4 protein-coding genes are annotated in these 26,135 nt (G+C 44.7%); all 4 read left to right on the top strand.

The window, feature by feature from the left end; all coding sequences use genetic code 11:
• On the top strand, positions 1-12,753 hold the full coding sequence (locus DS891_RS15675; protein WP_174170296.1) for a non-ribosomal peptide synthetase: 12,753 nt from the start codon (positions 1-3) through the stop codon (positions 12,751-12,753).
• The gene (locus DS891_RS15670) at positions 12,753-23,033 is read left to right on the top strand and encodes a non-ribosomal peptide synthetase (RefSeq protein WP_174170295.1); all 10,281 of its coding nucleotides are present in this window, start codon (positions 12,753-12,755) and stop codon (positions 23,031-23,033) included. Before DS891_RS15675 ends, DS891_RS15670 begins: the two co-directional genes overlap by 1 nt.
• Positions 23,033-23,512 carry a condensation domain-containing protein gene (locus DS891_RS15665; RefSeq protein WP_174170294.1) on the top strand — a complete coding sequence of 160 codons (480 nt, stop codon included), beginning with the start codon at positions 23,033-23,035 and terminating at the stop codon, positions 23,510-23,512. The genes DS891_RS15670 and DS891_RS15665 overlap by 1 nt, the downstream gene beginning before the upstream one ends.
• 74 nt (positions 23,513-23,586) lie before the next feature.
• Positions 23,587-26,135: amino acid adenylation domain-containing protein (locus DS891_RS15660; RefSeq protein ID WP_368032206.1), on the top strand; the 2,549-nt coding region annotated here is incomplete at its 3' end.

Raw genomic sequence — 26,135 nt, 5'->3', positions numbered from 1 at the left:
ATGATGATGGATGGACAAAAGCAAGGCTCAACCTGCTACTTAGCGTTGAGTTTAACGCAGCGCGACATTTATTTGGACCAACAACAGTATCTTGAGCACCCACTATATAATGTTGGTGGCTATATTAAGTTGGGAGCGATTGACGAAAGTCGGATTAAAGCAGCTCATGAAAAGCTAGTCATAAATCATGAAATATTTGGAATGAGAGTGCGCCAGAGTGAAAGCGGCATATCTCAGTATTTTAGTGACTCTAGATTTACTAATTTAGAAGTACTCGACTTTTCGGCCTACTCAACTCCTCTTGAGCATGCCACAGTTTGGCTGCAGCAGCGTTTTGCAGAAGCGTTTCAGCTTGAAGAGCAGCCGTTATACGATGCCTATTTGGTCAAGCTTTCCGTGAATGAATACTGGTATGTAGCGATTGCTCATCATGTCATGATGGACGGTTGGGGATTTGCAAATTGGGCTGATTTATTGAGCCAGTATTATCGTGGTCAAGACCCACAACATCAATCAAAGATGGGGCTCTGGGCTGAAATTGTCGCAGACGACGAAAATTATGTAGCAAGTTTAAAGTATCAAAGAGATAGAGAATTTTGGCTTGAACAGGGAATAACGCCTCAAGCACGAGTTTTTAACCGTACTCATAAAGAAAGCTGGCGCCAACAACATACACCGAGTAACCGAATACAACTTGATATTCCTACGCAGTTACACAAAAGCATGGTTGCTCGAGCTAAAGCATGGGGAGTGAGTGTTGCTCAATTGGTATTAGCTGGAGTAAGCATCTATTTTTCCAAAGCTTACCAATTAACGGAATTGAACATAGGGTTATCTTTTCATAACCGTAACGGTGCTAAACAAAAGCGGATGCTGGGGGCTTTTACCAGTATCAGTCCAACAACACTTAATTGCGCAGGTGAGAAGTCGTTGCTGGAGTTAGTCAAAGATATCGCAAATCGGCAGAAAAAGTGCTTTCGACATCAGCGTTTTCCCTTCGGGCACTTGGTCAATGCATTGGGTAGTTCAGGCAAAGAAAATCAACTATTTGATATTGCCTTTAACTATTTAAAATTGGATAGCTCCCTGAATTTTGAAAATGGTACCGAGTCTCTTGAGTATGTATCACATCTACATGAAATAACTCCAGTTACGGTGACTTATTGGGAGTATGGTGAGGAACTATCACCAGCGTTAATGCTTGATCATAACCTTGCTTATTTCAATGAAATTGAAGGCATTCAGTTGTTAGAAAGGCTAATGGTCGTGATGCAAGAGATCACCTTACAAAGTGCTGAAACTCCAGTTTCTGATATTGAGATTCTCTCAGCTGAAGATCAGCAAAGGTTCGCGCTGCTAAAAAATACACCGATTGACGAGTTAGATACCGAGCAAGCCTTGCTACATCAGCAAATCGCTTTGCATAGCAACAACCTTGCTGCGCGGACGGCTGTGATTGCAGCAGATCAAACGATTAGCTACGCCGAACTTGAGCGTCGTGCAGATGCAATGGCCCAACATTTGTTAATGTTAGGTGTGAAAAGACAAGACCGAGTGTTAGTTTACCAGCAACGCAGTATAGCACTTATTGTCAATATACTGGCGATTATGAAGGTGGCAGCTGTCTATGTACCATGTGATATGGCCCTTCCTCTAGCGCGTCTTCAAGTTATGGTTGCTGATGCCGACCCAGTGTTGTGCTTATCCGACAATGCAGGGCTTGCTAACTTAAAAAATCAAAATAACCAAAGCCTTGGTTGCACCGTCATCAACAGCGATGATCTGACGCTTGAACAATACGAATATCAGCAAGTCTCTATCCCTACTAAGTCAGACGATTTAGCTTATCTCATGTATACCTCAGGCTCCACCGGCAAACCAAAAGGGGTGATGGTTGAATATCGCCAGCTAGCAGCATTTATCCTGCCATTACAGCACAAATATTCCATGACTGCGGGTAAGCGAGTATTACAATTTGCTTCATTGAGCTTTGATACAGCAATAGAAGAAATCTTTGTCGCCTTGGTACATGGTGGAACTTTAGTGTTACGTAGTGAAACCTGCTTGGGAAGTGCTGATGCTTTTTGGCAATTTTGTCAACAGTACGAAATTAACTTGCTTAGTTTACCGACCGCGTTTTGGCATCGACTTGCAGTCGAGCTTGATGGTCAGATACCGAGTTGTATTGAGCTTATTATTTTAGGTGGTGAAGCGTTAGCGGTAGATAAAGTCAGAAAATGGCTAAATGAAACGAATACTACAGCTCGGCTAATCAATTCCTATGGGCCCACTGAAACAACGGTTTCAGCCTGTTGTTTTGAGATTGAGAAAAGTGGAGATATCCAAGATAGGGTACCAATAGGTCATGCAGATCCCAACACTCAACTGTACATTCTAGACTCAAAGCAACGTCCGCTTCCATTTGGAGTACCTGGAGAAATATACATTGGAGGAAGTAAAGTTACTCGCGGATACTGGCAACGTCCGGATCTAACGGCACGAACGTTTTTCGCAGATCCTTGGCAAAATCAACCCGACGCAAGAATGTATAAATCCGGAGATATAGGTCGTTTTAGAAGTGATGGGAACATTGAATATTTAGGGCGTAATAATAAGCAAGTTAAAATCCGTGGTCACCGAGTTGAACTTGGAGAAATTGAAAATCATATCAAACAGATAAGTGGTGTCGACTCGGTTATCGTCGTACTCGATTCCTCAGGCTCTGAAGCTCAGCTTAATGCCTATGTTAAAGCTGTGGATAACAAAACCGAAGAATTATTGGCGCAGATTAAACGCGCATTAGCATTGGAGCTACCCAGCTATATGATACCAAGTGGTTTTATGTTGCTGGAACAGTGGCCGATTTCAGCAAATGGCAAAATAGATCTGAAAGCGCTCCCACAAATCGCCTTGTGTGATGGTGCTAACTCAAAGATGAGCCTGAGCGAAATGGAGTTGCGTGTGGCTTCGATATGGTCAAAGCTGTTAAACGTTTCTATTGCCAAGTTAGCGCCAGAAAGCGACTTTTTTGCTTTGGGTGGGCATTCCTTGCTGGCGGTTAGCATGCTCTCGGGATTAAAGCGCGAGTTTAAAGTTGATATTAACTTGGCGACTTTATTCAGAGCCTCAACGATTGCCGCTTTAACTGAGCAGCTAAATGCTGCGAGTCAAGCGACTGAAAACCTCACAACAATATTGCCTCAACCTTCTGCTGAGCGTTACCCCCTGTCAATGGCCCAGTTAAGGCTGTGGTCACTGGATCAGCTACAAGGTGGTAGTTGTGAATACAACATGCTAGCTGCTTTTGAGTTTTCTGAACATATCGATATTCATAGCTTGAATAAAGCCTTGATTGCTTTGGCGACGCAGCATGAGATCCTACGTACTAACCTAGTTCAAGATGGCTCCTCTGTAGTTCAAGTTATTTCTGCTCCCCGAGATGACTACATAAGAGTGATTGATTACTCCCAGCTTACAGCGCGAGATTATCAATTAGCTCGACAAAGGTATATTCAAGAACAACAGGAATATAATTTTGAACTCGGCCGTGACACACTTTTTAACGTGGATGTATTGCTGCAAAGTGGTGTTGGTGATGACAAAGTAAAGTCAGGCACTTTAGTGATAAATTTACATCACATTATCGCTGACGGTTGGTCAGTGGAGATTTTTTGTCAAGCACTTGCAACTGCATACCAGTTAGCATTGCAGAAAAAAGAAGTAAAACTACCAGAGCTGCCAATTCAATATAAAGATTACGCATTGTGGCAACGAGATAGAGAAAATAGCGACGAATTGGCTCAGCAATATAATTATTGGCAAAGCCAGCTTGCCCACTTGCCAACAACTGCATATCTAAACGTTTCCAAACGAGCAGAGCAACGAGGTCAGCAAGGTCAATATTCTAGTCGTATTTCTGACGCTTTAAAGCAACCTTTGGAAGCGCAATTAAAAGATAATCAAATGACCCCATTTATGCTAGTTCATGGGGTTCTGGCTTTGTTATTAGCACGTCATAGCAATAGTACCGACATTGTTGTGGGTACGGCGGCTGCAAATCGTCTTACCTTAGAAACTCAAGGTCTAATAGGTTTCTTTGTCAATATCTTGGTGTTGAGAACTCAGGTAGAGGATACGCTACTTACCGATTTCTTCGCCCAAATAAAAGATGTTAACAGGCAAGCGCAAGCCAACCAAGAGGCCTCTTACGAGGAACTGGTGAGACGTTTAGCACCAGAGCAAGGGCGTAATTTATTTCAAATAATGCTGACGCAACAACAAGATTTTGAGCAGGGGATTGCTCCTGAGCAGCTGTTCTTATCTGGAACAAACTTATCCTTACTTCAGCTACATCAAAGTAAAGCAAAGTTTGATCTGCACTTAGAGTTTAGCTTTGATCACAAAACGCTATGTCTTAATTGGTATTACGATCAGAACTGTTTTGACCATGCCTTAATTGAGAGCTTAGATCAACACTTTTGGCAGCTTTTGAGAAGCGTGCTAAGCAACCATGAGGGCAGTACTGCTCAGCTTGAAATGTTAACTCAGTCCGAGCAAGACTATTTAATCCATACTTTAAACCAAGCCCAAATCCCTTACCCAATAAATCAATCAGTATCACAACGCTTTGAATCCATTGCGCTGAAATATGCGGATAAAGTGGCTGTCATTGCAAAGAATAAAAAATATAGTTATGAAGAGTTAAACCACCTAGCAAATCAGTTCGCTCACACTCTAGTTGAAAAGTATAACGTTACATCAGGAATGCTAGTTGGCTTACATGTATCTCGTAGCGTAGAAATGCTAGTTTCGATGTTGGCAATACTGAAAGTTGGAGGCGCCTATGTACCTCTTGATAGTAATCAACCACAACAGCGACTTGAGAATATTGTAACTGATGCTCAGTTGTCGCTTGTGATAACTGAACCAAGTCTTAGCAGTACACTCACATTTTTCCAAGGTACTAAGCTGCTACTCTGTGATGGTTATTTGGAAAGATTGATTGATACCGCTAAGCTGCTGAGCAAGCCCGCAATATCTACTCCTCCTGAGCAAGTAGCTTATGTTATTTACACATCTGGGTCGACAGGTAAGCCAAAAGGTGTTTTAACCTCACAGCAAGGGATTTTACGCTTAGTTTGTGACGCCGAGTATTTTCCACTTAATTCAATGACACAGGTATTGCACTGTGCAAACATTGCTTTTGACGCAGCAACATTCGAAATTTGGGGACCGCTACTTAACGGTGGAACCTGCGTTGTTTACCCTGAAAAATTTGTCACTCCTGAGCAAATAAATCAACAGTTAGCGCTTTGGCAGATCAATACCTTGTGGTTGACCGCTGGTTTGTTCAGCCAATGGGCTCAGTCTCTTCCCGAACATCACACTCTTGAGAATGTCATCGCAGGTGGTGATGTGTTAGATGTTGCTGCTGTAAAGTTATGTCAACAGAAGTTGCCTGAAGTTCAGCTCTGGAATGGTTATGGCCCAACGGAAAATACGACATTTACAACTTGTCATTTGATTAATGAAGTAGCTCCTACCTCAATTCCTATCGGCAAGGCATTACCTGGAGATCATGTCTATATTTTGCAGGGGGATAGACTCGCTCCTTTTGGTGCGGAAGGAGAACTATGTGTTGGTGGGCATGGACTTGCGCTAGGATACTTAAATCAGGATGAGATGACTCGTGAACGGTTTGTGGAGAATCCATTTTATTCTGAGGGTAGCACTCTTCCACGAATGATCTACCGCACGGGGGATTATGTTCGCTATATTAGCCCAGGCGTAATGGCATTTATTGGGCGTGTAGATCAGCAAGTTAAAATTCGTGGATTCCGCGTAGAGCTGGATGAAGTCCGAAGTTGTCTTAACCAATTCAACGGTGTAGCGAGTAGTTTGGTGGTGTTACAGCAAGGCGCTATTGATAAACAGCTTGTTGCATATGTTCAGCCTATCAACGACACCGATAAACAATTAGTAGAGTTACTTCGGGTACACTTGCAGCAACAATTGCCCAGTTATATGGTGCCTGAAGCTATCGTTATTGTTGCTGATTGGCCTTTAACTCAAAATGGCAAGATAGATCGTGAGCGATTACCAAAGCCAAAACCACAGATACAGACTACACAACCGCCAATAACACCTACAGAAATTGCGTTAGCTGAATTATGGGCTGATAAGCTAGGTATTGTGTGTGAAACAGTTGGCCGAGATAGCAGCTTTTTCGGTTTGGGTGGGCACTCACTTTCTTTGATAAAAATGGCAACAGCCGTTGCTACCTACTTTAATATTGACTTCTCTGCAGCTCAAGCATATCAATTCAGCACGCTTAGCTCGTTAGCCCAGTTTATTGATAGTGCAGCCCTTGGTGTTAATAAAGCCATAATAATTGAGCCCAGAGATAGTTCAGAGCCGGCGGCTTTGTCATATGCACAACAGCGTTTGTGGTTTATTGAACAGATGCAACCTGGCAGTGCGCATTATGTGATGAGTTCAACGTTACAGCTGCGAGGAGTAATAGCAGCTGACTATATAGAGCAGGCATTACAAGGCATTATTGCACGGCATGATATATTGCGAAGCCGTTTCATAAGCCATGAAGGTGAGCCTAGGCAAGTCGTGGAAAGTGAGGTCAGGTTTGTCTTACAGCATTACGATTTAACATCACTAGCGCCTGCAACACAGCAGCATAAGATACAGRCACTACAAGCAGAAGAAGGACAGCGAGGTTTTGACCTAACAGCAGGGCAACTATTTAGAGCGAGTTTGGTCAGGCAAAGTGCAACGGAAGCGGTGCTGATGATCAGTCTTCACCACATCATCGCAGATGGTTGGTCGGTAGAGATATTGCATCGAGAGTTTGCGGCACTTTATCAAGGGTTGCAAAGAGGGGAGGCTGCGGTACTTCCTCCTTTAGCWATTCAGTATAGTGATTATGCTGATTGGCAGCAGCAACAGGGTAAAGAAGTACTACAACCCAGTGTCGATTACTGGTTGGAACAATTAACTGRCTTACCCCAGCGCCATGACTTACCTTGTGACGGAGCACGCCCGACAAGTCAATCCTTTGCCTGCAAACAGGTTGGCACTGTGCTTTTGGCACAACAGGCAGAGCAGCTCAAAACCTTTGCACAGCAGCAAGAAATGACGCTATTTATGCTGTTACATGGTGCCTTGGGAATGCTATTGAGCCGCCACAGTAACAATCGTGATATCGTTATCGGTAGCCCAGTAGCCAATCGTTTATCATCCCAAGTAGAGCCATTAATTGGATGCTTTATTAATAATGTTGTTCTGCGGCTAGATTGTCATGGGGAGCAGTCGGTAGCTGATTTTTGTCAGCAAATCCGAGCCGTAAATCAGGATGCACAAGCACATCAGGCTGTGCCTTTTGAGAAGTTGGTTGAGCAATTGCAAACTGAGCGTAGTCAAGCGCACGCGCCGTTGTTCCAAATCATGTTGAATTTACACAGCCAACGTCAGGCGAGTTTGGATCTTGCTGACATCACTATAACTGAGTGCCAGCCAGAAGCACTCTTTAGTGAATATGATTTAACCTTTAATGCCTTTTGGCAAGACTCCGAACTGGTTATTAATCTTGTTTATAACCAACAACTCTTTAGTGAGTCACGTGCGAATACCTTGTTGGTGCACTTAGCGCGATTGCTCATGGCTTTAGTCCACGCCCCTGTGGAGCAAAATATTGGCCTGTTGTCATTATTAACAGAGCACGAGCAAGCTGATCTTATCCGGCAAGGACAAGGACCTTATAGTCACATTCCACAGCAGGCGGTAATAACCCTGCTACAGCAGGCGGGTCAATGCCACCCAAATGCAATAGCGGTACGCTGCCTTGAGCAACAGCTTGACTATAAGCAATTGTTTGAACATGCGAAACATATTGCACAAGGGCTTCGGCAGGTTGGTGTGAAACGAGGTCAACGGGTGGGGGTTTGTTTACCACGCACCATCATGTTATTGCCCACTTTACTTGGGGTGTGGCAAGTTGGCGCAGCCTATGTTCCATTAGACCCAGAGTATCCGAATGCACGCTTAACGCACATGATTAACGATAGCGGAGCATGCCTTGTAATTAGTGAGCCTTCGGTCTGTGAACAACTGCCAAGCACAGTGCCTTATTATGATGTTGAACAGCTACTTAGCTGTGCAGGGTCGTTAGAGTGGGAAGCGGAGCGTCTTGAAAGTGGAGCATGCGCTTATGTTATTTATACGTCAGGCTCCACAGGCCAACCTAAAGGCGTGATGGTAAGCCATCATAATGTCGTGAATTTTTTAACGGCAATGGCAGAGTTATTGAGTGCGAGTTCAGATACTAAGTTACTTGCGGTGACTCCCATTAGCTTTGATATTCATGTACTAGAGTTGTTTCTACCTTTGTTAGTTGGGGGGACGGTACACTTAGCGGATAATGCGATGCGGCGGGACCCGGGAGCGTTGATTTCACGCTTACACCGAGGTGATATCAATATGATGCAGGCAACCCCCGCAAGCTGGAAAATGTTACTGGCGGAAGGGCGCTGGCAGCCCATATCAGGTTTAACAATTTTATGTGGCGGGGAAGCACTTGATAATCACCTCAGTAAAGCATTGCAGGCGCAAGGTGAGGTTTTATGGAACTTATATGGGCCGACGGAAACGACAGTTTGGTCAGCAGCCAGTAAAGTAACTTCCGAGCAAGTGACAGTTGGTCGGGCAATTGCAAACACTCAACTTTATGTGCTGAGTGATAGTTATCAACTACAACCGCATGGCTGTACTGGAGAATTATATATAGGTGGAGAGGGAGTCAGCTTAGGTTATCTCGGCCAAGAGGCGTTAACTGCGACTCGCTTTATTACAGGAATTGCCCCAGACGGCACAGCACGACCATTATATCGGACGGGAGACTTGGCCAGATTGACGGTGTCAGGTGAGTTTGAAGTGATTGGTCGGGCCGATCACCAGGTTAAAGTGCGTGGTCACCGCATTGAATTAGGGGAAATAGAGCAGCAATTATTAGCGCTACCAAGTGTTAGAGAAGCGGTGGTGCTGGTAGTGGGCGAAGAGGAGCAGAGCCGTTTAGTTGCCTATATTGTCAGTGACAAAGACGACAGTCATGGCGACATACAGCAACAACTGGCGACAGTCTTACCGGAATACATGGTACCAAAACAGGTTGTGACATTACCGCGTTTACCATTGACGCCAAACGGTAAAGTGGACCGCAGTGCGCTACCTAGTCCACATCAGCAAGCAACGAAACGAATAACCGCGACAAGTCAAACAGAGCGACGATTGGTACAAATATGTGCTGAATTGTTGGGGATAGAAGCGGGGGATATCGGTCTAGAGCAACATTTTTTTGCGCTAGGTGGGCATTCCTTATTAAGTGTAAAGCTACAAGCTGAGATCCGCTCAACGTTTGCAGTAGAGCTAGGTTTAGGCGACATATTTGCTCAGCCAGACTTAGTTAGCCTAGCGGCAACAATAGACGCAGCGGAACACTCACAACAAACATTGATCACAAAACGAAGCAGTTCAGAGCCGGCGGCTTTGTCATATGCGCAACAGCGTTTGTGGTTTATTGAACAGATGCAACCTGGCAGTGCGCATTATGTGATGAGTTCAACGTTACAGCTGCGAGGAGTAATAGCAGCTGACTATATAGAGCAGGCATTACAAGGCATTATTGCACGGCATGATATATTGCGAAGCCGTTTCATAAGCCATGAAGGTGAGCCTAGGCAAGTCGTGGAAAGTGAGGGCAGGTTTGTCTTACAGCATTACGATTTAACATCACTAGCGCCTGCAACACAGCAGCATAAGATACAGACACTACAAGCAGAAGAAGGACAGCGAGGTTTTGACCTAACAGCAGGGCAACTATTTAGAGCGAGTTTGGTCAGGCAAAGTGCAACGGAAGCGGTGCTGATGATCAGTCTTCATCACATCATCGCAGATGGTTGGTCGGTAGAGATATTGCATCGAGAGTTTGCGGCACTTTATCAAGGGTTGCAAAGAGGGGAGGCTGCGGTACTTCCTCCTTTAGCTATTCAGTATAGTGATTATGCTGATTGGCAGCTGGCAAGTCAGCAGCAACAAAAGCTCAAGTCACAGCTAGACTACTGGGTTACTGAGTTAGCCGAGCGTGGTGAAGATTTAAAACTGCCTAGCGACACCGGGACAATAGAAAAACTTAGGGGTAGTACCAGCAAAGTCAGTTTTTCTTTATTGCCTTCTTTTAGCTCTGAATTAGAACTGATAGCAAAAGATCAAAAGATAACACTCAATATGCTGTTAAGTTCAGCATGGGCTATTTTGCTAGCTAAGCTTACCGGCAGCTCGTCATTACAGATAGGACTTCCTGTTGCTGGGAGACAGCATGCGGCTTGCTTTGATCTAATTGGACTGTTCGTCAATACCGTTGTCTTGAAAGTTGAATTACAGTCGGAGATGACTATTATCGAGTTGTTTTCTCATGTGAGTGAGAAAAGCACTTCTGCTTTTGCCAATCAAGATGCTCCGTTGGAGCAAATAATTGAGCGTTTGAACCCGCCAAGAAGTTCATATCAGCATCCCGTATTCCAAACATTGTTAGCACTTCACAATAAGTATGAGGCTGCGCAGATACCAGCTCTCGAAATGAATGAACTGATACGGACGAATGGTCATTCAGAATTTGATTTAGTGCTAACTGCAGAGCAAACAGAACATGGCTTAGATTGCCATATAGAGTTTCTAAATGAGCTTTACCACTCTAGTGATGTTGCCAAATGGAGCGAGTATTTCTTAAAGATCTTAAAGGCTTTTGTAACGCAACCTTATGCAACCATTGCCGAGTTATCACTTATGTCTAATGATGATAAGAGGCGTTTACTCGGTCGGCCTCAAAGCGTATTGCAAGCTACTCCAACTTTGTTGATGCCTCAGCGGTTATCGAATAATGCTGTTCGGTTCCCCGATAATATTGCCATAGTAGATAATGGCAAGGAGTATACTTATGCTTGGTTAGAATCCCACTCAAATCAGCTCGCAAATTATCTCTTACAAGAGGGAATTACAACAGAAGATCGAGTAGCAATCTGCCTGCCAAGATCGGCAATGTTTATGGTCGCTATTTTCGCGGTTATGAAAGCCGGTGCGACATATGTGCCGCTGGATAGAGCGCAGCCAAAAGCTAGGTCTCTTTATGTTTTGGCCGATAGTAAACCAAAGCTTTTGTTATTACCTGAGGGTGATGACCATGAGAGTTACAAACAAGCAGAATCCGATTATGTGATACAGAATTTAAGTGAAGATCACGCAATATTCCAAGATCATGAACCGAATGCGCCCCAAATCTGCATCGCCCCACAGCAACTGGTGTACCTAATATATACATCAGGATCCACCGGTAACCCTAAAGGCGTGATGGTGGAGCACCAAAATTTAGCTGCTTTTGTCGAAGGCTTTATAGACCGCTACCGACTCGACTCGACTAAACGCATACTGCAATTTAGTGCTGTAAATTTTGATATGTCCATTGAGGAGATATTTGGCAGCTTAATGACAGGTGGGACGTTGGTACTACGAGACGATACCTGGCTATCGAGTACGGCAACATTTTGGGCGCTTTGTGAACAGCAACGTATCAATCTAATCACTTTGCCAACGGCATTTTTCCATCAACTTATGCAGGCGCCTACTATGTCATTACCTAATATGCTGGAAACAGTCATTATTGGTGGTGAAGGGTTACAGGCTGGCTGTGTTGAGCGCTGGTTTGCACATCAAGGGAAGCTTCCAAAGTTAGTTAACTCTTATGGTCCAACTGAAACCACCGTCACTGTTTCGCACTTAGAGATAAAGCCTGATGGCTATTATGGTGAAATTTTGGCTATTGGCAAAGCGGATGCGAATAACCGTATTTATATACTCGATAATCAGCAACAACTACAGCTTCCTGGTGTAAAAGGAGAGATTTATATTGGTGGAAATCAAGTCAGCCGAGGCTATTGGAACAAAGATGAGTTAACGGCAAAGGTATTTTTTACAGATTTGCTGGAGCAAGATCTTGGTTCAAGAATGTATCGCACTGGAGATATTGCTCGATATCGTAATGACGGAAACATTGAGTTTTTAGGTCGCAGAGACGCTCAAGTCAAATATAAAGGTTACCGTGTTGAGTTGCCTGAAGTGGAGCAAAACTTAGCTCAGCATGAGCGGTTGGATAGCGCGGTAGTGCTGCTTAATACCACTAAACAGCATCAGCACCTTGACGCTTGGTTGGTTAGTCACAGTTGCCAAGATCATAGTGACCTTATCAGTGATGTGAAGGGGTGGCTCAAGCATAGGTTGCCTCATTATATGCAGCCTAGTCGGTGGGCTGTGCTCAACGTATTGCCGTTAACAAATAATGGCAAAATTGACAAAGCTAATTTACCCACCCCCATTGCGCATAGTGATAGTCGCTATATGGCGCCGAGCAATGAACTAGAAGAGAAGCTTGTGGATATATTGCAACTGACTTTGGGGTTACAAACTTCCCCAGGAGTGCATGATAGCTTCTTCGAGCTTGGAGGTAGTTCTATTTCACTGGTCGCGTTTAAAAATGCGATAGAAAACGGTTTCGGTGTACAGCTGGAACTGCTGTTTTTATTCACGTATCCAACCGTAGCTGAGATTGCATTAGCTGTTGAACTGGCTAACAAAAACACTAGCGCAAGTATCGAGGCTGAGCTTGCGGAAGATATGGAATCTGGAGAATTTTAATGGTTCAAAAAATAATAAAAAAAGCGCTAGCTGCAGGGATCGAACTTTATCTTGAAGAGCAAAAGCTAAAATTTACGGCGCCAAAAGGAGCGTTGACCTCTGAGCTAAAGAATGAAATTTCTGCACACAAAGACGATATTATCCAGTATCTACAACATAGTATCCAACGTCCTAAAGTTAGTGCTATCACTCCTCGTCCTGACAGTAAGTATCTACCTTTGTCTTTGGCGCAAGCGAGATTGTGGTTTATACACCAGCTTGGTGGTGGCGAGAGTAGCGAATATAATATTTTTGCAGCATTCGAGTTAGAAGGTGAGTTGCGAGTTGATAAGGTTAGTCAGGCTTTGGCTGAAATAATCAACCGTCACGAAGTGCTCCGGTGTGGTTACGTTGAGCAGCAAAATCAAACGCTGCAGTTTTTACATCAAGACTTTGAGATACCTCTGTTTCAAGAAGACTATAGCCTGCTTTCTGCCGCAGAATATGAGACTAAACTACAACAGCTGATAACTAAAGAGTCACGTTACTCATTCGACTTGAGTGCTGAATTAGTATTGCGGGTAACGCTTGTTAAACGTCATGCCAAACAGCATTGCTTACTTTTCGCTGTTCATCATATTGCAGCAGACGGCTGGTCAGTGGAAGTGCTGTCATCAGAATTTGTAACCAGTTATCACCAGTTAGCGACTGGCCAGTCAGTGCAGTTAACTGCTTTACCAATACAGTATGCTGACTATGCCTATTGGCAAAAGCAACATTTAGATCAGCCAGTACTTGAACAGAAATTAGAGTTTTGGCATGGCTATTTAGCCGAAGCTCCAGAGGTACATAGCCTACCACTCGATAGACCACGCCCTAAACAGCAAAATTTTACATCTAAACAAATGCAAGTTCCTTTGAGCAAGAAACTGAGCGAGCAGTTAGTCAAGCTGGCAAAAAGCCACAATGTGACGCTCTTTACCTTATTGCAGTCTGCATTTGCTTTTGTTTTAGGCCGATTTAGTGGTAGTGATGATATTGTGATGGCGACACCTGTGGCGGGAAGAGAACGAGAGGAAGTTCAGTCCTTGATCGGCTGCTTTCTCAATACAATAGTGCTGCGTTCGGAGATCCCTGAAGATGGTGATTTTTGGCAATTTTTAGCTAAAAATAAAAGCCGAGTACAGCAGGCATTTGGTCATCAAGAGGTACCTTTTGACCAAGTCGTAGAGGCGGTGCAGCCTTCCCGCAATTTAGCCTACAACCCTTTAGCCCAAATCAAGTTTGTACTACAAAATTATCAACAATCTCAATTTGAATTGACGGACTTGATTGTTCGCGCTTTACCATTGCAAGAGGGAGCTGTGCGTTATGACTTGGACCTTAGCATATTTGAAGAGCAAGGAAGCCTAATCCTTGACTGGAATTATAAAAGTGAATTATTCGACCAAGTGACAGTGGAGCGGTTATCAACAGCTATGGTGCAATTGCTAACTGCGTTGCCTGAACACCAATCTAATCAATCATTGCCTTCGTTGTTGAGTGAAGAAACAAGACAATCGCTCCTATCAATGGGAACAGGTGAGCAGCAAGTTACTGATACAGAACTTCCCATTGTACAGCAGATATTAATTCAGGCTCAGAGTGCACCGGAACGAATCGCAGCTCGAGCAGGTGAAACGACACTAAGTTATGGCGAATTAATTGCCAAAGCGAAAAATTTAGCTGGCTGCTTATCAGAACAAGAAATAGGTCATGGTGATCATGTTGCGCTATTACTGCCTAAAAGTGTGGAGCTATTAGTCGCCCTTATCGGAGTACAGCTGGCGGGAGCCGTATATATCCCATTAGATAAATCGAGTGGTAAGACAAGGTTGGAATATGTATTAAAAGATGTTGATGCCGAACTATTGATAACCCAAAGTGCACTTCTCGAAACAGTATCTAGCGAAGGGTATGATGTAATGTTGATGGATGACTGCTTAACGCCAGACTGGCTAAGTGAGTTTACACCATCTTCGCTACCGCCAACTCAGTTAAGTGATAGTGCTTATCTAATTTATACATCAGGCTCTACTGGTCAACCCAAGGGAGTTGAAATTACTCAGTTGGGATTACAGCAGTATTGCGCCTTTGCCAGTGATTTTTATTACCAAGACCATCTCGTGGGCTCTCTACTCGTTACTGAGCCGGCATTTGACATCAGTGTACCTAGTCTTTACTTACCCTTATTACATGGGGGATGTGTGACATTATTGCCACAAGATGATGTGATTTTTGCTTTGTTGAACGAATTACAGCAACTTGAGCTTGAAGGGGTATTATTGCGATTAACTCCTAGCCATTGTCAGGCCTTACTCGATGCGCTTAAGGGCCAAGTGATCACTGCCCCTTGTGTATTGGTGATAGGTGGTGAGGCTCTATCGCAAAGAGTAGCTTTAGCATTAGGTGATACGTTTCCTAACAGTTTGTTATATAACCATTACGGTCCAACAGAGACTGTCGTGGGTTGCTGCATACATGCATTCAATGATTTACCATTGTTAGGAAACGGCACTGTACCGATAGGTCTGCCAATGACCAATACTCAGTTGCTGGTATTAAACGAACAACAGCAACTTCAAGTGCCCGGAGGCATCGGCGAATTGTGGATTGCAGGTACCGGTGTGGCGAAAGGATATTGGCAACGGCCAGAGTTAACCTCTAGGTGTTTTGTTGTAGATGTTTTAAAGAGCGGCTCGTCCGAACGTTACTACAAAACAGGGGATTTAGTTCGCTGGAATAGTCAAGGGCGGTTGGAGTTTATTGGTCGTAATGATCAACAAGTTAAAATTCGTGGGCATCGAGTTGAACTTGGCGAGATTGAAACGCTTTTGGAGGGCTGTGATGGTGTTCAACGATTAATCGCACACGTTAATAGAAGCCAAGAAAATGAGTATCTTGTGTGTTATTTCGTGCCTCAACATGAAGATGTTGAGACCGTGCGCAACCAGCTAGAAGGCCTTGCCGCTGCTAGGCTACCTGTGTACATGAGACCGCATTGCTATATTGCGCTTGATGACTTTCCGCTAAGTCGTAATGGCAAAGTTAACCGACGGGCATTACCTGATCCCAAAACGTTGCAACAAACTTCACGACTTGCTCCGGAGAGCTTAGTTGAGATGCAGTTGCTGGATATTTGCACGCAGCTGTTATCACGAACTGATATTGCGCCTAACAGTGACTTTTTTGCAATGGGGGGGCATTCACTGTTAGCGGTTAGGTTGATCAACCATGTGAGTACACAGCTGGGTAAGAAACTACAGTTAAAAGATATTTTTAATCACCCAATTATTCGTGACTTGGCTAAGTTTATACAGAAAAGTGAAGATCTAGCGCTTGAACCAATTAAGCGACTGGAGACGGATATGGTTAAACCGCTTTCTGTAGCGCAGCAGCGGTTGTGGTTACTGTCGCAGATTGAAAGCAACCAGGCTCAGTATAATATGCCATTTGCGTTGGATATCTGCGGCCAGTTTGATGTCGATATTGCTGAGTATGCCTTGACTCAGTTACTAGAGCGTCATCAGGCATTACTTATGAATTTTGTCACAATAGATGCTCAACCACAGCTACAGTTAACGCAAGAAGCTTTTCAACTAGTATTACTAGATGTGACTGGAAAGTCTATCGCTGAGCAGCAGTATCAACTTGAGACTGTGCGATTAGAAAATGCAACCATACCATTCGATCTAAGTCGAGATTGTCTGTTGCGCGGGACTTATGTCAAGCGAGGTGAGCAGCACGGCACGTTACTCCTCACTACACATCACATCGCGACAGATGCTTGGTCGATGAATATTCTATTACGCGACTTTATTACTATTTATAAACAAAAGCTGGGTGTTGATACTGAAGCGCTTCCTGTGATCGATATTCAATACAGTGATTATGCCGCGTGGCACCATGAACAACTTGCGTCGAATGAGCATAAAGCGCACTTAGATTATTGGCTTACACAGCTGGCAGATATTGATGCTGTCCATCAGTTACCCACTTATCAAGCGAGAAGTAATCAGCAAACGTTTGCTGGAAACAATCTGCAATGGCTATTGAATCAGAAACAGTTGAATGGTTTAAAGCAACTTGCGGGCAAACACAATGCGACGCTTTTTATGGTATTGCATGGTTTATTGAGTCTGTTAATTTGCCGTCATACTCAGCATTCGCAAGTGGTTATTGGAACCCCGGTTGCAAATCGTAGTCACCCGCAGTTGGATAACGTTGTGGGCTTTTTTATAAATAACCTAGTGTTAAAAGTGGAGTGCTCTCTTAAGCAGAGTTTTGGGACGTTCTTAGAACAAATAAAGCAAGTTAACCTAGAGGCATTGTCCCGCCAAGCTACGCCATTTGAACAACTGGTCGAAATGCTAGCTCCTGAACGCAGTTTGAATTACTCCCCGTTGTTTCAAATCATGTTGATTCTGGACAATACGGCGAACGAAGCGTTACCCCTTGGCGATTTGCCGTTTTCCATGACACCACAGTTACACTCAGAATCGGTAGCTAAGTATGAATTGACTTGGCATGCACGTGAACAATCAGAGGGCCTGCAGCTTACAGTTGAATACCGTACTGAGTTGTTTCATCAGCAATATATCGAGCAGATGATGGCGCAATTTGCACAATTGGTTGATGGCGTCATCGATTCTGAACAACAAGCTTGTTATCACTACAACTTGTTACCAGAATCTCAACGTGACTATTTGTTGCAACAGCTAAATTGTACCTCGCAAGCGTTTGATAGTGAGGGGTTACTGCAACATGCCATCGAATACCAAAGTGTTACGCAGCCCGATAAAGTAGCTGTCTGTTTTAACAATGAAAACTTAACGTTTGCAGAGTTAAATGCGCAATCTGAATGTGTTGCTAAACAGTTGTATCAAAGAGGGATCCGGCCTGGAGATTTAGTTGGGATTTGTCAACCGCGCTCTTTATCTATGCTGATTAATATGTTGGCTATTTTAAAAGTTGGTGGTGCTTATTTGCCTTTAGATCCCAGCTACCCACCACAGCGGCTGAATTATATTGTTCAAGATAGCGAATTAAAGCACTTAATTTTGACGCAATCGTTACAACCATTATTCAGTAACAATGTATCAGCTGCACTTCACTTGGTTGAGTACCTAGACTTACAGGCGTCGACAAACCCAGTTTCTTATACTAATCAACTCACCTCAGATAGCTTGGCATATGTGATCTATACGAGTGGCTCCACGGGCAAGCCAAAGGGCGTCAAAGTGAGCCACAGAAACGTACTTAACTTTTTTACCGCGATGAGTACATCGCTACCAAGCAACTCGTCAGATATAACCTGGTTAGCTAGCACGAGTATTAGCTTTGATATTTCTGTGCTCGAGCTATTCTGGAGCTTAGCCTCTGGAGCTAAGGTAATCATCCAGCCAGAGCGACCACAGAGTATCGCAAGTGAAAAGCTCGCACAGGTGCATTTATGCAAATCAGATATGGCATTACTCGATGCAAAAGAGTTATCTGTTGCGAAGTTTTCAAGCTATGTTGGTGATCGAGTTTCTTGCTTACATTCTGATACTGAAAATCTCGGCTTAAACTGTCGCGCCACGGAGCAAGAATATGAGCAGGCGGCGCGAAGCGGAGCTGGACTTTCGGTGCTATATCAAGGAAGCGAGCTTTCAGAACTAGCAACAAAAGTTGCGGCATTTAACACTATTCAGCAAGCGGCTAGCAGCAGAGTACTCTATCTGCCCGTTAGCGAATGCAATGAACAAACGGGAGCGCTTTGCACGCTTGAAGATAGTGATATGGCTCTGGCGCAATTAGCTCTCTTTGGCAAGATGGGCTTTAATGCAGTTGTAGTTATTTACACGTCTCAACAACATGCCTCCATCACACCGCAGCAGTTATCTTGTGTAGCAACAATTCAAGAACGCTTTATACAGCACGATTGTCAAACGAATATGTTGGCACAACGTTTTGAGAACGATTGGGATCCTGCTCAGTTAATCGTTCAACACCAAGTTTCACACTTTCAAGCGACGCCTAGCTATATACGTGAATTACTACACAGTGACTCGGGTCGAGATGCATTACAGCAGCTGGAATTGCTACTGGTTGGTGGAGAGGCTCTGAGTGATGACCTTGCTCAGCAACTTTGTGCGCTTCTGCCTGAGCGAGTGTTTAATATGTACGGGCCAACGGAATGTACGGTGTGGTCTTGTGCGGCTAAAGTGAAACCACAAGCTGTCACGATAGGTGCCCCTGTCGCGAACACTCAAGTTTACGTTGTGGATGAATTTCAACAGCTAATGCCACATGGTGCTGTGGGTGAACTATTAATTGCTGGTGAAGGAGTGACACCAGGCTATTTAAATCGTCCGGAGCTAACGCAGCAACGATTTGAGGAAGTGTCCTTTTTAACGACACCTATTAGGGCATACAAAACCGGCGATTTGGTTCGTTGGCAGGACACGGGTGAGCTCATCTATGTTGGCCGTAACGACGATCAGGTCAAAATAAAAGGACATCGTATTGAACTTGGAGAAGTTGAACGACTAATTCGCGAGTTCGCGGATTGTCAGCAAGTGGCGGTGGTTAAACAATGTCGCAGTCAAACCGAATTATTGGTCGCATTTGTTGTGTGTTCATCCACATGCAAAGATAAACAGCAGAGCGTATCACAGTGGCGCCATATACTCGCTATGCGTGCCCCAAGTTATCTTATCCCTGACCGTATAGAGTGTGTCTCTGCTTTACCTCTAACTCCAAATGGCAAAGTGGATAAGTCAGCGCTAGCTAACTTGAATGTGGTTGCAGATATTGATTTTGTACCAGCTGAGTCGGAGAGTGAACACAGTGTGATGGAGAGTTGGCAACAAATACTCGGGCTTAACTCTGATATTTCAGTTCATGACAGCTTTTTTAATATTGGTGGTCACTCATTATTAAGTTTACGGTTAGTAAATGAATTAAACGCTAAATTCAATTCCACTTTGTCGCTTCGAGATATTTTTGAACATAATACTATCGCGGCGTTGAGTCGGTTGATTGATGAAAAGCAAACAAGTCAGCAGCACGTTATTCCGAGACGTAAAAAATCACAACAGTCATTGCCATTATCATTACAACAGCGCCGTTTATGGTTTATCGATCAGCTTCACGATGGTAAAAGTACGCACTACAACATGCATTTGCTTTTCCAAGTTGGCAAACAGTTTAACCTTGCGCTGGCTACTCAAGTTATGAATGAGTTGATAGAGCGTCACCAAGCATTACGCACGATTTACCGTACTCAGGAAGAAGAAATAACGCAAGTCGTGGTCTCACGACCTAAGTTTACTATTACCGAGCTAAATGAACAGCAGCTATGCGCCCAAAGCGCAGTCGACGAGCGATTAAAAGCATTAGCGCAACTCCCCTTCGAACTTGCTACATCCATTCCGATCAGAGCAACTTATGTTACGACAGGGCTAAGTTGTTACTTGCTAATTTGTGTCCACCATATTGCGACAGATGCTTGGTCTATGGAGGTGCTTGCTCAAGAGTTTTATTCGCTGTATCAGGCTTATCAGCAGGGGAAAGCGCATCAACTAGTTGCACCCACAGTCGATTACGCTGACTATGCATTATGGCAGCACAGTGAAGCTCAGCAGCAGCGGTTAGCGCGACAAAATCAATATTGGTTAGAGCAGCTAAGTGATATGCCCATGCTAAGTTCATTGCCACTGAATAAGCCCCGTGGGAAGTTTGCTGCACATAAAAGCCAAACCATGACTATAGATGTCGAGGGTGAATTATTCGAATTAATGAAAAAAGCAACATCAGCGACTAATACGACAGCATTTATGTACTTACATGCTGTTTTGAGCATCGTACTATGCCGCTATAACAACAGTGATGATTATGCTATTGCAACGCCAGTGGCTAATCGACCGCACAAAGATTTTGACAGCGTGGTTGGTTTATTTGTTAACACCTTGGTGCTGCGTACTCATTATCAATCTGAGTGCTGCTTTAGTGATTACCTACAACAAGTAAAAAGTACTGATGTTGCCGCCTTAGACAATCAAGAGACGCCCTTTGAGTGGCTAGTTGAGCAGCTTACGACACAGCGCACTACGAGTTATAACCCCTTGGTGCAGGTTCTGTTTACGTATCAAAAGGCGCTAGTCTCAGATGAAAGCACCTTTACCGAACACCTTAAGCCCATCGAGTTTAGTGATCAGCAAAGTAAGTTTGAATTTTCATTGCGTGTTATAGAGCACGAGCGAAAGCTGTTATTGCAGTTTGATTATGATACGAGTCTATTTGAAGCGGTAGCGATACAAAACGTTGTGAATAGCGTAAAGCACGTACTGGCTCAAACGCTGACCAATCCTGAAGTCGCACTTGGGCAATTACAGTTAACTACGAAACAAAGTGAGCGTTCGCAGCAGTGTGGTGTTGTTAACCTTAAAGGTCGCGATACATCTTTATTAGCATTATTTTATCAGCAAGTAGCTGCTCACCCTAAGGCTATCGCTACGCGCTATAATGAGCAGGAGTTCAGTTATGAAGTGTTGGCCCAAAAAGTAGAGCAGCTGGCCAACTACTTGCGTCAACAACAAGTCGGGGAAAGTAGCCGAATTGGCTTATACCTTGATCGTGGTCCTGAAATATTGGTCGCAATTCTCGCTGCTTTGAAAATTAATGCTTGTTTTGTTCCGATTGATTTGTCAAACCGAGGGGAGCGTCTCAATAGCATAGTTAACGATGCAAAGCTTGATATGGCACTCATTTCACAAGCCTATTGGGCGCGCTGGCAAAGTCAACCATGCCAGGTGACGGATCTAACGCTTAGCGATTGGTTGTTTCACGAGTATAGTAGTCTGCCAAGCAGTTCAGTTTACCAAGCTCAAACCCCCGCTTATGTTATTTATACATCAGGTTCAACAGGTAAACCTAAAGGGGTTGAGGTTTCGCATCGGGCATTGCTCGATTACTGCCAGTTTGCCTTGCAGAATTATTATGACGTTGAGTTAGTAGGCTCGTTCTTGGTGACGTCTTACGGCTTTGATATTAGTTTGCCTGCATTACTTCTACCATTATTGTGCGGTGGTACGGTCGACCTAAGTGGTCACCATGATGAGGTTTTAACCGAGCTTGCCAAGCGACTTGCGCGACCAAGTACTCAGCCTTTGTTGTTGCGATTAACACCTATGCATGCCAGAGCGTTAATGTTCATTATGGGTGATGAGGTATGTCAAAGTCAGCATGTCTTTGTGATTGGCGGTGAGTTGTTTCCGGTATCGCTTTTCGCCCAATTAACTCATACCTTTCCAAATGCCACCATATACAATCATTATGGACCAAGCGAAGCCGTTGTGGGTTGTTGTATCGCGCGGCTAAATGATTTTGAGCTAGGACAGGCTGATTCGCTCCCTATTGGCTACGCTATGGAAAATACCCAGCTATATGTATTAGACAAAGCAATGCAGATAGTACCAACTGGTGTTGTAGGTGAATTGCACATTGGAGGGCGCTGTCTCGCAAATGGCTATCTTAACCAACCGGAGTTGACTTCTCAGCGTTTTGTTCACAACCCATTTCAGCCTGGAGAGCGATTATACCGTACCGGTGATCTTGTTCGGCAACAGTATGACGGCAGCTTATACTATGTGGGTCGCATTGATGATCAAGTGAAATTACATGGTTTTCGTATCGAATTGGGAGAAGTAAACCAGCAGTTGCTTATGCTACCTCAGGTTAAGGCAGGTGTTACCGTAATGGCAGGAGAGGAAGAGCATAGGCGCTTAGTCTCATATGTTGTGCTTAACCAGTCCAATATAGACCCAGATATCACTTTGTCACAGATATTGCTGACGCTACAACAAAATCTCCCTAGTTACCTTTGCCCTGCGCAATTGATTGACTTGCCTGAGCTACCATTGAGTGCAAACGGTAAAATTAATGTCAAAGCGCTACCTGAGGCACCCATGCAGGACTCAAAAGAGTTTGTTGCGGCCAATACCGATCTTGAATTGCAATTGGTAGCTATCTGGCAACAGGTACTTCGACTTGAGCAACCACCGAGTATAGATTGTAACTTTTTCGCAGCTGGAGGTAACTCTCTGCTTGTCATGTCATTAAGCGCTGCTCTACAGAAGCAGTTTGCGTGCGTAACACAAATGAACCAATTATTTCAATATCAGACTATCCGCCAACAAGCAGAGTTGATTGAGCAACTATTCGCATTACAAGCAGTCGATGCAGAGAATGACGAATTTGAAGATGAGGGAGTATTATAATGGTGCTAGAAATTCTAAAGAAAGCGCGCCTACAAGGTGTCACATTATTTCTCGACGAGCAGGGACAGCTGCGTTTTAAAAAGAAGTCAGGCAAGTTAAGTGCTGAGTTAAAAGCTGAATTAACAGCAAACAAACAAGAATTAATAGCGCTACTCCGTGCCCAGCAAGAGAAATTGGTTGCTATTACCAGTATAGATCGCAGTGGTGCGATCCCAGCATCATTTTCACAACAACGGCTGTGGTTAATCGATAAGCTAGAAGGCAGTCAACATTATAATGTTGCAGCAGCACTGGCCTGTGATGGGGTACTGGATATTGCAGCCATAGAAGCCAGTCTAACTCAAATAGTTGCCCGCCACGAGGCGTTAAGAACCTGTTTCGAAGCCCACGATGGAGTGTGTATGCAGCGGGTAATGCCAGCCCGAGCGGTGACGGTAGAAGACTGGCCTGTGATGGGGTACTGGATATTGCAGCCATAGAAGCCAGTCTAACTCAAATAGTTGCCCGCCACGAGGCGTTAAGAACCTGTTTCGAAGCCCACGATGGAGTGTGTATGCAGCGGGTAATGCCAGCCCGAGCGGTGACGGTAGAAGTGGTGAATTTGGTTGATTGTGGTGAAGATGAAGTGCAGCGGCAAGTGGATGATGCGGCACGAGAAGTTTTTGACCTAAGCCAAGATTTAATGTTGCGYACAAAAATCATCAAACAGTCTCAAACACGGCATATTTTGTTGTTCACGTTGCATCACATCGCATCGGATGGTTGGTCAATGCAGCTATTAATAAAAGAGTTTAATGCATTTTACCAAGCTGCGATAACAGGCGGGGAAGCGGATGTGCCTGAATTACCGGTCCAATATGGAGATTACGCGTACTGGCAACAGCAACAGTTAACGGAGCAAAACAAAGCACAGTTGTTAAGGTATTGGCAGGCTAGGTTGTCGGGCATGCCGAGCTTACACGGATTGCCATTAGATAAGCCGCGACCAGCCAAGCAAGAATTTACCTCTGGATATGTGCGTAGTCGGATAGGCAAAGAGACATTGGCAGGGTTACAAGCGCTAACGCAAAGCGCAGGTGTCACGTTATTTATGGTACTGCAAGGTGCTTTTGCGGTGTTATTGAGCCGCTTAAGCGGTGAGTCGGACATCGTCTTAGGCGTACCGACAGCGGGGCGTAGTGAGAGTGAATTGTCGCCATTAATAGGGTTTTTTATCAATACCTTGGTGAGTCGAACAGAGGTTGATTTAGCGCAGCCATTTACGGCGTTATTGGCGCAGATAAAGGCAGATACGCTGGCAGATTATCAGCATCAAGGGCTCCCTTTTGAGCTGTTGGTAGAGGCATTAAACCCAGATAGAAGCTTAGCATATAACCCCTTGTGTCAGGTTAAGTTRGTGCTACAGAACCATCGCAGCAGTGACGATGAAGGGTTGAGTTTGGGAGAGGCGAGGCTGAAACCACTCCAACAAAGTCAAGAGCAGGTACGGTTTGATTTGGATTTGACTTGCTCGGAGGGAGAAGGCGAGTTGCTATGCCATTGGCGGTATCAACAGAGCTTGTTTACAGAAGCGACGATAGCGGCGTATGCCCGTAGCTTTGAGTATCTATTGGAGAGTATCGCGAAGGGAGCCCAAGGTAGCTGCAAARGTTTAGCCTTGTATGACGATGAAATGCGTCAAAGCTTGATAGAAGAGAGCGTAGGTGCRGCCTGTGATTATCGGCGRGGAGAAAGTGTAGTAGAGCAGTTTGCGAGACAAGCCCAGCAGACGCCGGAGAGAATAGCGGTACGGGATGAWTCACACGCACTGAGCTATGGAGAGTTGTACAGTCGTGTGAATCAGTTGGCACATTACCTTCAAGAGCAGGATATAGGGGTGGGAGAGCGAGTTGCGTTGGTGATGACGCGAGATGTCACGCTCTTGGTGGCGATGCTAGGGGTGATGGCGACGGGTGCGAGCTATATCCCATTGAGCCCGGATAATCAGACGGCACGTTTAGCAGATATATTTAACGATGCGGATGTGACTCAGGTCTTGGTATCGACATGTTTATTAGAAATTTTACCGGTTTCAGGGGTAGATGTGTTAATGCTGGATGAGGATGAGTGGGGCTTATCGGGTTATGACAGCCATCCGGTGGGAGTGACACATACCTTAGCGGATAGCGCCTATGTGATTTATACGTCAGGGTCGACGGGTAAGCCAAAGGGGGTGGAGGTAAGTCACAGAGGATTAATAGATTACTGTGGCTATGGTCTAAAAGCGTACTATCAAGAGCAGTTGACAGGAAGCTATGTGTTGACGTCGCATGCATTTGATATAGGCGTTCCGAGTTTATATTTGCCTCTTTTGGTGGGAGGGTGCGTGAACTTAGCGCCTTGGGGAGAGGAGTTRGAGGGATTAGTCGAGCGGTTACGAGGGAGCTCAGAGGCGAGTTTATATCGTTTGACGCCGATGCATTGTGAGGCATTACTTGAATTGYTGGATGGGGATAAGGTCAGCGGAGCGCATGTTCTGGTGATAGGAGGGGAGACGCTAACGGAGGGGCTGGCTGCGCGGTTGCAAGATACCTTTAGTGAAAGTCAACTTTATAACCACTATGGTCCGACGGAAACGGTGGTAGGTTGTAGCTTATATGATGCAAGCGCGCATTTAAGGGCAGGGGATTCAACGCGAGAAGAGATACCGATAGGGTATGCGATGGCGAACACAGGGYTGTATGTCGTTGATGCAGGGGGTGAGCTGCAAGCGAAAGGAGGCGTAGGAGAGCTTTATGTTGGAGGGCCTTGCGTAGCGAAAGGATATGTTGGAGATCCGGACAGGACGGCGGCGTCATTTGTGTATGTTCCTTGGTTGGCGGATACGAGGTTGTATAGAACAGGAGACAGGGTACGGCGCTTGGAGTCGGGAGCGTTGGTATTTTTGGGAAGGAAGGATGAGCAAGTCAAGCTGCGGGGATATCGTATAGAGCTTGGAGAGATAAGGAGTGTTTTGGCACAGCAAGCAGTGGTGAAACAGGCGGCGGTGTTGGTGCAAGGAGAGGGTGCGGATGCGACGTTGGTGGGTTATGTTGTTGCAGAGGGAGAGGTAGTAGATGAAGG

The sequence above is a fragment of the Pseudoalteromonas sp. JC28 genome (genome assembly GCF_013319255.1).
Classification (GTDB): domain Bacteria; phylum Pseudomonadota; class Gammaproteobacteria; order Enterobacterales; family Alteromonadaceae; genus Pseudoalteromonas.
The sequence above is the reverse complement of the archived record's forward strand: the minus strand, read 5'-3'. Positions and strand labels throughout refer to the sequence as shown.

Bases quoted from the DNA above. Each gene is read 5' to 3' on its own strand.
- DS891_RS15665 (WP_174170294.1), top strand. From the start codon at position 23,033: ATGGTGCTAGAAATTCTAAAGAAAGCGCGCCTACAAGGTGTCACATTA.
- DS891_RS15670 (WP_174170295.1), top strand. From the start codon at position 12,753: ATGGTTCAAAAAATAATAAAAAAAGCGCTAGCTGCAGGGATCGAACTT.